This window comes from Achromobacter sp. GbtcB20, assembly GCF_019091095.1.
GTDB classification, from domain to species: domain Bacteria; phylum Pseudomonadota; class Gammaproteobacteria; order Burkholderiales; family Burkholderiaceae_B; genus Achromobacter; species Achromobacter mucicolens.
The window spans coordinates 44,296-57,591 of the sequence record NZ_JAGXJZ010000016.1; the positions used below are offsets into that span (position 1 = coordinate 44,296).

The 13,296-nt window shown below is 66.4% G+C and carries 13 protein-coding genes; 5 read left to right on the forward strand and 8 right to left on the reverse strand.

What is annotated here, in order from left to right; translation table 11 throughout:
* Positions 1-5: 5 nt before the first annotated feature.
* Together KVT32_RS19690 and KVT32_RS19695 are read right to left on the reverse strand one after the other, a co-directional pair.
* Positions 6-1,061: a cytochrome d ubiquinol oxidase subunit II gene (locus KVT32_RS19690; protein ID WP_142050730.1), complete on the reverse strand. Its 1,056-nt coding sequence runs from the start codon at positions 1,059-1,061 to the stop codon at positions 6-8.
* Positions 1,058-2,401: a cytochrome ubiquinol oxidase subunit I gene (locus KVT32_RS19695; protein ID WP_152383550.1), complete on the reverse strand. Its 1,344-nt coding sequence runs from the start codon at positions 2,399-2,401 to the stop codon at positions 1,058-1,060. The genes KVT32_RS19690 and KVT32_RS19695 overlap by 4 nt, the downstream gene beginning before the upstream one ends.
* Positions 2,402-2,537: 136 nt before the next feature.
* Between KVT32_RS19695 and KVT32_RS19700 the strand changes: the two genes are divergently transcribed.
* The 4 genes from KVT32_RS19700 to minE all read left to right on the forward strand — a co-directional run bounded on the left by KVT32_RS19700 (position 2,538) and on the right by minE (position 6,616).
* Entirely contained in the window at positions 2,538-4,304 is a 1,767-nt protein-coding gene (locus KVT32_RS19700) for a glutamine--tRNA ligase/YqeY domain fusion protein (RefSeq protein WP_128830049.1), read from the forward strand.
* A 160-nt stretch (positions 4,305-4,464) separates the two neighbouring features.
* On the forward strand, positions 4,465-5,397 hold the full coding sequence (minC, locus tag KVT32_RS19705; RefSeq protein WP_175156631.1) for a septum site-determining protein MinC: 933 nt from the start codon (positions 4,465-4,467) through the stop codon (positions 5,395-5,397).
* 142 nt (positions 5,398-5,539) lie between these two features.
* Complete coding sequence (gene minD / locus KVT32_RS19710; RefSeq protein WP_008158705.1) at positions 5,540-6,355, forward strand: septum site-determining protein MinD; 816 nt, start codon at positions 5,540-5,542, stop codon at positions 6,353-6,355.
* Between the two features lie 3 nt (positions 6,356-6,358).
* The gene (gene minE, locus KVT32_RS19715) at positions 6,359-6,616 is read left to right on the forward strand and encodes a cell division topological specificity factor MinE (protein ID WP_006217654.1); all 258 of its coding nucleotides are present in this window, start codon (positions 6,359-6,361) and stop codon (positions 6,614-6,616) included.
* 90 nt (positions 6,617-6,706) lie between these two features.
* Here minE and KVT32_RS19720 read toward each other — a convergent pair whose 3' ends face one another.
* The 4 genes from KVT32_RS19720 to KVT32_RS19735 form a co-directional block, all read right to left on the reverse strand.
* On the reverse strand, positions 6,707-6,931 hold the full coding sequence (locus KVT32_RS19720) for a glycine zipper 2TM domain-containing protein (RefSeq protein ID WP_056321146.1): 225 nt from the start codon (positions 6,929-6,931) through the stop codon (positions 6,707-6,709).
* A 192-nt stretch (positions 6,932-7,123) separates the two neighbouring features.
* On the reverse strand, positions 7,124-7,657 hold the full coding sequence (locus KVT32_RS19725; protein ID WP_152383549.1) for an isochorismatase family protein: 534 nt from the start codon (positions 7,655-7,657) through the stop codon (positions 7,124-7,126).
* Positions 7,658-7,838: 181 nt separating this feature from the next.
* Positions 7,839-9,512: an energy-dependent translational throttle protein EttA gene (gene ettA / locus KVT32_RS19730; protein WP_056321139.1), complete on the reverse strand. Its 1,674-nt coding sequence runs from the start codon at positions 9,510-9,512 to the stop codon at positions 7,839-7,841.
* Between the two features lie 92 nt (positions 9,513-9,604).
* Entirely contained in the window at positions 9,605-10,525 is a 921-nt protein-coding gene (locus KVT32_RS19735; RefSeq protein ID WP_056321137.1) for a DMT family transporter, read from the reverse strand.
* A 220-nt stretch (positions 10,526-10,745) separates the two neighbouring features.
* Here KVT32_RS19735 and KVT32_RS19740 point away from each other — a divergent pair, with 220 nt between their 5' ends.
* On the forward strand, positions 10,746-11,264 hold the full coding sequence (locus tag KVT32_RS19740) for a hypothetical protein (RefSeq protein ID WP_175156632.1): 519 nt from the start codon (positions 10,746-10,748) through the stop codon (positions 11,262-11,264).
* 51 nt (positions 11,265-11,315) lie between these two features.
* On the opposite strand, the gene KVT32_RS19745 is transcribed toward KVT32_RS19740, so the two are convergent.
* On the reverse strand, positions 11,316-12,311 hold the full coding sequence (locus tag KVT32_RS19745; RefSeq protein ID WP_062840340.1) for an ABC transporter ATP-binding protein: 996 nt from the start codon (positions 12,309-12,311) through the stop codon (positions 11,316-11,318).
* Positions 12,308-13,294: an ABC transporter ATP-binding protein gene (locus KVT32_RS19750; protein WP_217618751.1), complete on the reverse strand. Its 987-nt coding sequence runs from the start codon at positions 13,292-13,294 to the stop codon at positions 12,308-12,310. The genes KVT32_RS19745 and KVT32_RS19750 overlap by 4 nt, the downstream gene beginning before the upstream one ends.
* Between the last annotated feature and the right edge of the window lie 2 nt (positions 13,295-13,296).

Genomic DNA, 13,296 nt, shown 5'->3' on the forward strand with positions numbered 1-13,296 from the left:
GACCCTTAGTAAGACGGCGGCGGCAGCAGCGGCACGCGGCGGCGTTCCTTGCCGAACACGGACCGGTACGCCAGGATGTTGAACACCAGCACCACCGGTATCCCCACCACCGCGCCGGCCATCACGAGCCGCATCGAGCCCAGCGCGCCCGCGCCGTCCCACAGCGTCATGTCGTCCAGGATCAGGTACGGGAACAGGCTGTAGGCCAGCCCGCTCAGCATCAGCAGGAACAGCGCGACCGTCAGCACGAACGGCAGCCAGCTGAAGCGGTCGGCGCGGCCCGGCAGCCGCGCCAGCAGCATTTCCGCGGCCACGAAACCGGCCAGCATCAGCACCCACACCGACGCCGCGAGGCTCAGGTGCGCGATGTTGCTCCATTTGTAGAAGATGCCGGCATTGGCCAGGCCCAGGGTGACCGCGATCGACACCATGCCCACGGCGGTCCAGCGGATTGCGTGGCGCGCCCAGTTGGCCGCGCGGCGCTGCAGGTCGCCATCGACGCGCATGACCAGCCACGCGGCGCCCAGCAGCACGTAGGCCGCCACCGCGCACAGGCCCACGAACATCGCGAACCAGCCATAGCCGGCATCAGACTGGTAGCCCGTGGCAATGCGGCCAAGCAGCACGCCCTGGCCAAAGGCGGTGATGAGCGAGCCCGCCCAGAAAGCGAAGATCCAGCGCGGCTTCAATTCGTTGCGGGCGCGGATGCGGAATTCGAACGCAACGCTGCGCAGCACCACCCCCAGCACCATGAGCGTCAGCGGCCCGTAGAGTTTGCCCAGCACGGCGCCCCAGGCAAATGGAAACGCCGCCGCGAACAACCCCATGCCCAGCAGCAGCCAGAATTCATTGGCGTCGCGCCACGGGCTGAGCAGGCTCATCATGCGGCCGCGCTCGTGCTCCGGCGCGATCTGCAGCAGGATGCCCACGCCGAGGTCGAAGCCGTCCAGGACCATGCCCGCGGCAATCACGACGAACAGCAGCGCCATGAAGGCGAGCGGCATCCAGAAAGAAGGATCGTCGGGGCTCAGGCCTTGTGAGGCCGCCAGCATGGCGATCATGGCGCACCTCCGCTCAGCTTGCGCACGGGCACGACGCCGTAGCGCGCGGCATGGAACAGCATGCCGGCGAACGCGGCGAGCAGCAGCGCATACAGCACCCCGTAGCCGGCCAGGCCATACAGCACGGTGCTGGACGGCATGGAACCCAGGACCTCGGATTGCGTGACCGTGCCGTTCACGACGAAGGGCTGCAGTCCGATGATGGACACCCACCAGCCCGCCACGACGGCGATGCCGCCGGAAAACATCATGCCGCACAGGACCCGCTGCCACCATGGCGGCAGGGCCGACGGGTCCAGGCCGCGGCGGAAGGTCCACAGGAAGGTCACGCAGGCCACGGCCAGCATCAGCAGGCCCAGGCCCGCGGCCACGCGCACCGACCAGAAGGTCACGGCCACCGGGGGAAGCATGCCCGAATACTTGTCCAGGCCCTGGTAGGTGCCGTCCGCATTGCGGTGCAGCCACATGCCGCCCGCGTTGTTGAAGGTAAGGTCGCCGACATTGACGTGCGCCCGGGCGTCCGGCCAGCCGAACAGCACCAGCTGCGGCACGGGACCGCTCTGCCAGAAGCCCGCCGCGGCGGCGGCCTTGGCCGGTTGCAGCTTGGCCATCATCTGGCCCGCGCCGGTTGCGACCGGCACTTGCAGGAAGGCGGCCACCACGGCCACCACCAGCGCCGTCTTGAACGCGCTGCGCTCGCCCTCGCCCAGCGGCCGTCGCAACGCCTGCAGCGCGGTCACGCCCATCATCAGGAACGAGGCGGCCAGCGCCGCGCCGACCATCACGACGGCCAGGCGCCAGCCGACCGAGGGATTGAGCACCACTTTCATCCAGTCATAGACCTGATAGCGGCCGTCGACCAGCAGCGCGCCATCGGGCGTCTGCATCCAGGATTGCAGGGCCAGCACCCAGAACACGGCCACGACCTGCCCCACCGCCACCATCAGAACGGCCAGCGTGTGCGCGCCATCGGACACGCGGCGCTGGCCGAACAGCATGACGCCCAGGAAACAGGATTTGAGGATGAAGACCGACAGGATGCCGTAGCCCAGCAGCGGACCGGCCACGTTGCCGATCTTGTCCATCAGCCCCGCCCACAGGCTGCCGATCTGGATCAGGACGGGCACGCTGGCGGCCAGCGTCAGCACGAAGGACAGGGCGAAGATGCGGACCCAGAAGCGGTAGGCCCCCGTCCAGCCGCCATGGCTGGACCACCGCGCGCGGATCTTGAAGAACAGCAGCACCCAGGCCAGGGCCAGGGAGACGGCGAGAAACAGCGCCAGGAAGCTAAGACTGGCCACGAACTGTGCCCGGGCCAGGGATAGGGTCGAGATATCCATAATGGCCCGTAGTGTAGAGCCAGTTACACGACTACGGGGGCGGATTGAAACCGGTTGCAGGCGTGACGAAAAGGGGCGCGGTGCGGAACGTGGCAAAATTGACGCTTTGTCGCTGCTTTTTCCTATTCTTTCAAGAATGACCTCCGCCACGACGCCGACCCCCGCCGCATCAAACTTCCTGCTCAACATCGTCCAAGACGACCTCGAAGCCAACCGCTTCCAGGGCAAGCGCTGGGCGGGCAAGCCTGGCCCGGCGGCCTTGCAGCAGCAGGGGGAAGCGGACCCGGCCCGCATCCGCACGCGCTTTCCGCCGGAGCCCAACGGCTACCTGCACATCGGCCACGCCAAGAGCATCTGCGTGAACTTCGGCCTGGCGCGCGACTTCGGTGGCGTCTGCCACCTGCGCTTTGACGACACCAACCCCGAGAAGGAAGACCAGGAATACGTCGACGCCATCATCGAGGCCGTCCACTGGCTGGGCTTCGACTGGAAGGCCGACGGCCGCGAGAACCTGTATTTCGCCAGCGACTACTTCGGCTATATGTATGAGTTCGCCGAAGCCCTGGTCGAAGCCGGCCATGCCTACGTCGACGAGCAAAGCGCCGACGAGATTCGCGCCAATCGCGGCACCCTGACCGAACCCGGCACGGACTCGCCCTGGCGCAACCGCCCGGCCGCCGAGTCCATCGCGCTGTTGCGCGAGATGCGCGACGGCAAGCATCCGGACGGCAGCCTGGTGCTGCGCGCGAAGATCAACATGGCTTCGCCCAACATCAACCTGCGCGACCCGGTCATGTATCGCGTGCGCCACGCCACGCACCACCGCACCGGCGACCAGTGGTGCATCTACCCGATGTACAGCTGGGCGCACCCGGTGGAAGACGCGCTGGAAGGCATCACGCACAGCGTCTGCACGCTGGAATTCGAAGACCAGCGTCCGTTCTACGACTGGATCCTGGCGCGCCTGGCCGAACTGGGCAAGCTGGCCCAGCCGCTGCCGCATCAATACGAATTCGCCCGCCTGAACCTGAGCTACGTGGTCACCAGCAAGCGCAAACTGCTGCAACTGGTGAAGGAAGGCCACGTGGACGGCTGGGACGATCCGCGCATGCCCACCATCTTCGGCCTGCGCCGCCGCGGCTACACGCCCGCGTCGATCCGCCTGTTCTGCGACCGCACCGCGGTGTCCAAGTCCGACTCGCGCATCGACTACAGCCTGCTGGAGCAGGCCGTGCGCGACGATCTGGACCCCATCGCCCCGCGTTCGGTCGCCGTGCTGGACCCGATCAAGCTGGTCATCACCAACTACCCCGAAGGCCAGACCGAAACCTGCACCGCGCCGCGCAATCCGCATGACCCCGAGGCCGGCGTGCGTGAATTCCCGCTGTCGCGCGAACTGTGGATCGAGCGCGACGACTTCCGCGAGGAGGCGCCCAAGAAGTATTTCCGCCTGTTCCCGGGCAACACCGTGCGCCTGAAGTACGGCTACGTCGTGCGCTGCACCGGCTTTACCAAGAACGAAGCCGGCGAAGTCGTCGAAGTGCAGGCCGAATACCTGCCCGACACCAAGAGCGGCACGCCCGGCGCGGACAGCGTCAAGGTCAAGGGCAACATCACGTGGGTGAGCGCGGCGCACGCGGTGCCTGCCCAGATTCACCTGTACGACCGCCTCTTTGCCGATCCGCGCCCGGACGGCGGCGACAAGGACTTCCTGGCCTGCCTGAACCCCAACTCCAAGCAGACCGTCACGGCCTGGCTGGAGCCCGGCACCGTGGCCACGCCCGGCGCCACCTGGCAATTCGAGCGCCTGGGCTACTTCACGGCCGACCTGAAGGACTCGACGCCTGACGCGCCGGTGCTCAACCGCATCGTGACCCTGCGCGATTCCTGGGCCCAGGGTTGACGCGCCCACGCGCGCAATACCGGGAAAAGGCGCCTTGCGGCGCCTTTTTCTTTCGCCGTGAGCCCGGCGCAGGCCGTCCCGGGCGGGTTATCATCCCCGACATCCCGCAGCCGGTCGAGGACGCCGTTTTCCGGCGTCCAGACCGCCAGCCAAAATCAAGATGAACACTGAATCGCTAGCCCTGGACTTCAAGAGCGCCACCCTTTATGCCATCCGGGTGGTTTTGCATAGTGCCGATCCCGAACGCCTGAACGCTGCGCTCGCCAAACGCATGACCGATGCCGGCAGCTTCTTTGAAAACGAGCCCGTCGTCATCGACGCCAGCCGCGTCGAGGAAAAGATCGATTGGACGGCATTGGTGGCGGCGCTGCGCGGCCACAACCTGCCCCCGATCGGCGTGGTGGCCGAAGGCGCCAACCTGCAAGCCGCGCGCGAAGCCGGCCTGACGCCCGTCGAACTGTCCACGCCGGCAGCGCGCCCCGCCCCCGTGGTGGACACCGCGCCGCCCAACGACGTCGCCACGCCGGTGCCGTCCGTGCCCGCGGCCGCGGTCGAAATCGCGCCCGCGCCCACCGACACCTCGGCCCAGGCCGCGCCGGCGCCTGCGTCCGATGCGGCCGCGCAAGACAAGCCTGCGGCTGATGAAGCCGCCGATGCGCAGGCTGCCGCCCCGGCGCCCGATGCGGATCCCCTGCCCGCCCGCGCGGCCAGCAGCACCACGTCCGCGTCCAGTCCGACGGCCGCGGCGCCGCACTCGTCTTCGGCGCTGGTGATCACGCGCCCGCTGCGTTCGGGGCAACGCGTCTATGCCCGCCACACGGACCTGGTGGTGATCGGCATGGTCAGCCAGGGCGCCGAGGTCATCGCCGACGGCAACGTGCACGTCTACGGTCCGCTGCGCGGCAAGGCCATGGCCGGCGCGCGCGGCGATACGTCGGCGCGCATCTTCACGACGCATCTGGATGCGGAACTGCTGGCAGTGGCGGGCGTGTATCGCGTGGTCGAGGACAAGCTCGACCGCACGCTGCAGAATCAGCCCGCGCTGGTCCGGCTGGATGGCGACACGCTGCGCATCGAAGCGCTGAAGGCCTGATGCCGCGCGCTGTGTGCGGCATCCTGCGAGACGGCGGCCCGGCAGCGGCCCGCTCAAATCTCAACACATCCTGTAAGAAGCCTTACACGGGCTTTTTGCTTTACGATAACGCGATTTATTCGAACATAAGGGTTTGATCGTCATGACACGCATTGTTGTGGTGACTTCCGGCAAAGGCGGCGTGGGCAAAACCACGACGAGCGCCAGTTTTTCCGCGGGCCTCGCGATGCGGGGCCACAAGACCGCTGTCATCGACTTCGACGTCGGCCTGCGCAACCTCGACCTCATCATGGGTTGCGAGCGTCGCGTGGTGTATGACTTCGTCAATGTGATCCAGGGCGAGGCGACCCTCAAGCAAGCGCTCATCAAGGACAAGCAGCTCGAAAACCTTTTCATCCTGCCGGCTTCGCAAACGCGCGACAAGGATGCGCTGACGCAGGAAGGCGTGGAAAAGGTCATCAACGACCTGAAGGAAATGGGTTTCGACTACATCGTCTGCGACTCCCCCGCGGGCATCGAGACCGGCGCCCTGATGGCGGCCTACTTCGCGGATGACGCGCTGGTGGTCACCAACCCCGAAGTCTCGTCGGTGCGCGACTCCGACCGTATCCTGGGCATCCTGGCCGCCAAGTCCAAGCGCGCGGTCGAGGGTGACGAGCCGGTCAAGGAATACCTGCTGCTCACGCGCTACAACCCCAAGCGCGTGTCCGACGGCGAAATGCTGTCGCTGACCGACATCGAAGACATCCTGCGCATCAAGCTCATCGGTGTGATTCCCGAATCGGAAGCCGTGCTGCAGGCCTCGAACCAGGGCTTGCCTGCCATCCACCTGAAAGACACCGACGTCTCGGAAGCCTACAAGGACGTGGTCAGCCGTTACCTTGGCGAAGACAAGGCCCTGCGCTTTACCGACTACGAAAAGCCGGGTTTCCTGAAACGCCTGTTCGGAGGCAAGTAAGCGATGTCCTTCCTGTCGTTTCTGCTCGGTCAAAAGAAGACCTCCGCGTCCGTCGCCAAAGAACGGTTGCAGATCATCCTTGCCCACGAGCGTGGCCGCGGGGATTCCCCCGATTACCTGCCGCAACTCCAGCAGGAACTGATCGCGGTCATTTCCAAGTACGTGAAGATCAATCCTGAAGACATCAAGGTGCACCTGGAACGCCAGGACACGCTCGAGGTGTTGGAAGTGAAGATCGAAATGCCGCAGAACGAGACCTGATGTCTCTGCTGTGCGCCGGCCCTGCCGGCGCGCGTTGCGCATAAAAAAACGCCCGGCATTGCCGGGCGTTGCTTTTGGGGCGACGAAGGCTTAGCGCTTGCCCACCTGGTCGCCGATCACACCGCCGATCGCCGCGCCGCCGACTGTGCCGAGCACGCCGCCGTTGGTGATGACGGCGCCCGCCACGCCGCCCAGTGCGGCGCCGCCCACGGTACTCTTCTGGCGATGGCTCATGCCATCCCACGATGAACAACCCGCCATGGTGGCAGCCAGCGCCACGGCGGCACAGATCTTGGAAAGCGATGCGATTTTCATGATGAAGCTCCTGTTCTTTTACCCGGGGCCGCACCGGTGAAACTAAACGCGAGCGCGCGGACCTTTTTGGGGTTAGGAGCCTTCAGGATCGCAAAATATCCGGGGACATGGTGTTAGGTTTGCCCAGGAATTGTGTCAAAGGGAGAGCAAATCGTTGCGCTCTCCTGGGGACGATGTTGCAGGCGCGGGCCGCTATTTGACCAGACGTAACACGTCGCGAAAGCGCGGGTGCTCGCAGGTCTCCATCCACTCGAAAATCGCCATTTCCGACGTGACGATTTCCGCGCCGTGCGCGCGGGCCCGGCGCAACGCGGCATGATGGTCTGAGGACTTGCGCGAACCTGCCGCGTCCGCGACCAGCACGGCCTTGTAGCCCAGTTCCACCAGGCCGATGACGGTTTGCAGCACGCAGATGTGCGCCTCGCAGCCCGCCACCAGCACCGTGCGGCGCGAGGCCGGCAGCCAGCCGTCGAAGCCCGGTTCCCGGGCCGAGGAAAAGTGCATCTTCTGGAAGGTGGCCTGGATTAGTTCGCGCAACGGGTCCACGGTCACGCCCAGCATCTTGCTGTGGTGCTCGGTGGCCACGACCGGCACATCAAGCAGCCGCGCCGCCTGCGCCAGCTTGTGCGCGGCGTTGAGCACGGCATCGCCGTCGTGAATGACAGGCATCAGGCGGCCCTGCATGTCGACGATCAGCAGGGTGGAATCGGTGGCGGACAGCAGCATGGTGAAAGACTCCCAGGACAAGCTGTCAGCATAACGCCTGGCCGAAAAAAATCCCGGCGCTTGGCCGGGATGCTTGGCGTGTGTTCCTACTGGCTGGTGTCTCACACCCTTGCGGCGGCGTCCTGAATCGACCGCTGTGCCACCTGGGTGTCAGACACCAGAGGAATCGGCTTTCGGCTTTTTACTTCAGCGCCTTGTAGCGCAGGCGCTTGGGCTTGGCGCCCTCTTCGCCCAGGCGGCGCTTTTTGTCGGCTTCGTATTCCTGGTAGTTGCCGTCAAAGAACACGACTTGCGAATCGCCTTCGAACGCGAGGATGTGCGTGGCGATACGGTCCAGGAACCAGCGATCGTGGCTGATGACCATGACGCTGCCGGGGAACTCGAGCAGCGCGTCTTCCAGGGCGCGCAGCGTTTCGACGTCGAGGTCGTTGGACGGTTCGTCAAGCAAGAGGACGTTGCCGCCGGCGATCAGCGTCTTGGCCATGTGCAGGCGGCCGCGTTCGCCGCCCGAGAGCTGGCCCACGACCTTGTTCTGGTCGCCGCCCTTGAAGTTGAAGCGGCCCAGATAGGCGCGCGACGACATTTCGAACTTGCCCACGGTCAAGAGGTCGGCGCCGTCAGCCACCGCGTCGAATACCGTCTTCTTGTCTTCCAGCGCGTCGCGCGACTGGTCGACGTACGCCAGCTTGACGGTCTGGCCGATCTTCACTTCGCCCGAATCCGGTTGCTCGCGGCCGGCGATCATGCGGAACAGCGTGGACTTACCGGCGCCGTTCGCGCCGATGATGCCGACGATGGCGCCCGGCGGCACCTTGAAGCTGAGGTTGTCGATCAGCAGGCGGTCGCCGTAGGCCTTGCTGACATTGTTGAACTCGATGACCTCGTTGCCCAGGCGCTCGCCCACGGGAATGAAGATTTCCTGGGTTTCGTTGCGCTTCTGGTATTCGTAGGAAGACAATTCCTCGAAACGCGCCAGACGCGCCTTGGCCTTGGCCTGGCGGCCCTTCGGGTTCTGGCGCACCCACTCCAGTTCCTTCTTGATGGTCTTCTGGCGCGCGGATTCGGAGGACTCTTCCTGCTTGAGGCGGTCTTCCTTCTGTTCGAGCCACGAGCTGTAGTTGCCCTTCCAGGGGATGCCGTAGCCGCGGTCCAGTTCCAGGATCCATTCGGCCGCGTTGTCCAGGAAGTAGCGATCGTGGGTCACGCCGACGACGGTGCCGGGGAACTTGTGCAGGAATTGCTCCAGCCACTCCACGCTCTCGGCGTCCAAATGGTTGGTGGGCTCGTCCAGCAGCAGCATGTCGGGCTTGGACAGCAGCAGGCGGCACAGGGCCACGCGGCGTTTTTCACCGCCGGACAGCTTGCCGACGATGGCGTCCCAGGGCGGCAGGCGCAGCGCGTCGGCGGCGATTTCCATCTGGTGTTCGATGTCGTCCGCGCCGCTGGAAGCGGCGGCGGCGATGATGGCTTCGAGTTCGGCCTGTTCAGCGGCCAGCGCATCGAAATCGGCGTCGGGTTCCGCGTACGCGGCGTAGACCTCGTCCAGGCGCTTCTTGGCGGTGACGACGGCGCCCAGGCCTTCCTCGACCGCCTGGCGGACGGTGTGCTCGGGATTGAGCTGCGGTTCCTGCGGCAGGTAACCGATGTTCAGGCCGGGCATGGGCACGGCTTCGCCTTCGATCTCGCGGTCGACGCCCGCCATGATCTTCAGCAGCGTCGACTTGCCCGAGCCGTTCAGGCCCAGCACGCCGATCTTGGCGCCAGGAAAAAACGAAAGCGAGATATCGCGCAGGATCTGCCGCTTGGGCGGCACGATCTTGCCGACGCGGTTCATGGTGTAGACGTATTGGGCCATGGGCTCGTAGGTGAGATATAGCTGAGAAACCGTTGATTGTAGGCCGGAACCCTGACCGGCGTGCGGCAGGCGTGATCCGGCCCCTTGCCGCGTCAGCGGGTTTTTGCCGCGCGCCCCGGCATGCCCGGCGTGCGCATCTGCGCCAGCATCACGCCGGCCAGCGCCAGCGCGCCGCCGGCAATGTGAAAGAGATGCGGCTTTTCATCGAGGAACAGCGCCGCGATGGCCACCGTGAACACGGGCATGACGTTCAGGAAGATGCTGGCGCGGTTGGGCCCCAGGTGGCGCACGCCCTGCATCCACAGATACGGCGCGAACAGCGACGGGAACACCGCGGCATACAGCACCAGCGGCACGTTGGCCGCATTGAGCGGCGACGGCGCGGCCATCAGGAAGGCGGGAAGCTGGAACAGGATGCCGAACGCGACCTGCACGTACAGCGATTGCCACGGCCCCACCGGCAGCGCCCAGCGCCGCAGCAGCACGCCGTACAGCGCATAGGCCAGCGCGCCCAGCCCCATCAGCACGTCGCCGTGGTTGGCGCCCACCGACAGCAGCCGGGCCGGATCGCCCTCGCCGATCAGCAGCGCCAGCCCGGCCAGCGAGACCAGGCTGCCCAGCACCGCCATCGCCGAGGGCCGCTCACGCATGATGACCGCCATGACGGCGATGGTCATGAGCGGAATCATCGCGGTGATGAAACCCATGTTGGTGGCCGTGGTCGAGGCGGCCGCCACGTACGCGAGGCCCTGGTACAGCGCCATGCCCAGTCCGCCCAGCACCGCGAACTTCGGCAGATGCGCCAGCACCTGGCGTCGCTGCGCCCAGACGCCAGGCAACGCAAAGGGGGTCAGCACGATGCCCGCCAGCGCCCAGCGGTAAAAGCCGATGGCGGCGGGCGCGATCACGCCGGCGGCCATCTTGGTCACGATCATGTTGACCGACCAGATCAGGGCGGCCAGCAGGGGGAACAGGAAAAAGCGGAGGGGAAGCTGCGGAGCGTCGGCGCGCATGTTTGAAACGGAAAGGCAGGAAGACGAAAGCCGGCCAGTGTAGGCCTCGTCCGGCTCGATGTATACGTCACCGATATGCCGCCGCCCCGGCACGCCATCCGGATACCGCACACGTTTCTTCGTAATCCAAGCGCCCGATGCAACGCAGCGCCGTTCGCGCGACAATAGCGCCTGACGTATCTGCCGTGCCGTCGCGGCTTCATCGCGCCCAGGAACCAACATGTCCGCCTCTGCCACTCCACCCGCTTCCTTGACCCATTTCAGCGCCCCCGAACTGGACATGCTGGCCAAGACCGCGGACGCCCTCAGCGCCTATCTGGGCAAGCCGGTGCTGGCGGAAGTGGTGCTGGGCGACGAAGGCACCGAATGGGTGACCTACGGCGTCCCAATGGACGAGAAAGCCGAGGCGGACGAGGAACAGACGCACGTGCAGATGGGCGGGCCGGGCGCGCGCCTGCTCGGCAACCGCGGCGGCCTGCCGCAGTCCGATGACGACACCTACGACTGCCTGTACCTGTGGGCGATCCAGATCTCGCTGAACGACGGCGAGCGCTTCATCAAGCTGGACCACGACGGCGAAGAGTCCGCCTGGTCCGACAACCTTGAGGAAGTGCTGCCTTTCGCCCTGACCGAGGAACCGCAGCCCGATCCGGACGAAGCAGACGAGGAAGAGGACGACGACACGGACGACGAGGACGACGACACGCCCTACGACGACGTCCACAACCACCGCCATTGAGCTCGGCCCGCCGCAGCCCGGGCAGGCGCCCGGTCCGCGGCGGCGGCAGGATTACACGGTGATCCGGCCTTCCTCGACGGCGTGGCAGGCCACGATCGACACCCCCGCCAGCTTCGCGGCCGGCGCCTCGGCCTTGCATCGGTCGTTGGCGTGCGGGCAGCGCGGATGGAAGGTGCAGCCGGACGGCGGATTCAGGGGATTGGGCACCTCGCCCGCCACCGCCGTGCGCGGCTTGCCCGCGCCGTTGATGTCCGGAATCGCCTCGAGCAGCATCCGCGTGTAGGGATGCCGCGGCCGTGCAAAGAGTTCGTCGCGCGGCGCCACTTCCACCATGCGCCCCAGGTACATCACCCCCACGCGGTCGGCCACGTGGTGCACGACGGCCAGGTTGTGGGAAATGAACAGGTACGTCAGCCCCAGCTTGCGTTGCAGGTCCTTCATCAGGTTCAGCACCTGCGCCTGCACCGACACGTCCAGCGCCGAGGTGGGCTCGTCGCACACCAGGAACTCCGGATTCACCGCCAGCGCCCGCGCAATCGAGATGCGCTGGCGCTGGCCGCCCGAGAACTGGTGCGGATAGCGGCCCTGGTCCGCCGGGTCCAGCCCCACCTGCCGGAGCAGATCGCCCACGCGCGCGACGCGCTCGTCTTGTGTCATCTGCGTGTGGGTCAGCATCGGCTCGGCGATGATGCGGCCCACGCGCCAGCGCGGATTCAGGCTGGCATACGGATCCTGGAAGATCATCTGCAGGCGCTTTCGCAAGGCGCGGCCGCCCGACTCGGACATGCGCGACAGCGGCTGGCCATCGAACTGGATGTCGCCGCGGGTCAGGCCGTACAGCCCCACCAGCATGCGGGCGACCGTCGATTTTCCACAGCCGGATTCGCCCACCAAGGCGAGCGTCTCGCCGCGGGCGATGTCGAACGACACCCCGTCCACCGCGCGCAGCATCACTTTGGGCTTGCGCGCCAGCGTGCGCTCCAGCCAGGGCGGCGACACGTCGAACCAGCGCGCCGCGTCCTTTACTTGAACCAAGGGCGTGCTCATGCGGCCACCTCCAACGTATTGCCTTTGTCATGCAGCCAACAGGCCGCGCGCGACGTGCCCGCGGGCATCAGCTCGGGGCGGTCGTGCGCGCAGCGCGGCAGGCGCTGGCCGCAGCGCGGGTTGAACGCACAGCCCGGCGGAATGGCGTTCAGCCGCGGCATGCTGCCGTCGATCTGCACCAGCCGCTCGATGTGGCCTTCGAGCGTGGGAATGGACCCCATCAGCCCCGCCGTGTAGGGGTGGCGCGGCTTGTGGATCACGTCGGCCACCGGCCCGATCTCGGCCACGCGGCCGGCGTACATCACCGCCACGCGGTCGGCGGTCTCGGCGATCACGCCCATGTCGTGCGTGATCAGCATGACGGCCGTGCCGTGCTCGCGGCACAGGCGCTTGAGCAGTTCGATGATCTGCGCCTGGATCGACACGTCCAGCGCGGTGGTGGGTTCGTCGGCCACCACCAGCTTCGGCTCGGCGGCCAGGGCCAGCGCGATCACCACGCGCTGGCGCATGCCGCCGGAAAACTGGTGCGGGTAGTGGTCGATGCGCTCGCGCGCGGCGGGGATGCCAGTGGACGCCAGCAGTTCCACCGCGCGGTTGCGCGCCTGCGCCCACGTCATGTCCAGATGCGTGACGATGGTTTCGGCCAGTTGCCTGCCCACCGTGTACAGCGGGTTCAGCGAGGTCAGCGGGTCCTGGAACACCGCGCCGATCTCGCGGCCGCGCACGCGGCGCATCTGTTCGTCGGGCAGGTTGTCGATGCGCCGGCCCGCCAGCAGGATCTCGCCGGCGGCAATGCGGCCGGGGGGTTCAAGCAGGCCGATGATGGAAGCGCCGGTCAGCGATTTGCCGGCGCCGGATTCGCCCACCACGCCCAGGACTTCGCCAGCCTGGATGGAAAAGGACACATCGTCCAGGGCGCGTAGCGTGCCGCGGCGCGTGGGAAATTCCACGCGCAGGTTGCGGACTTCGAGTAATGCGCTCATGG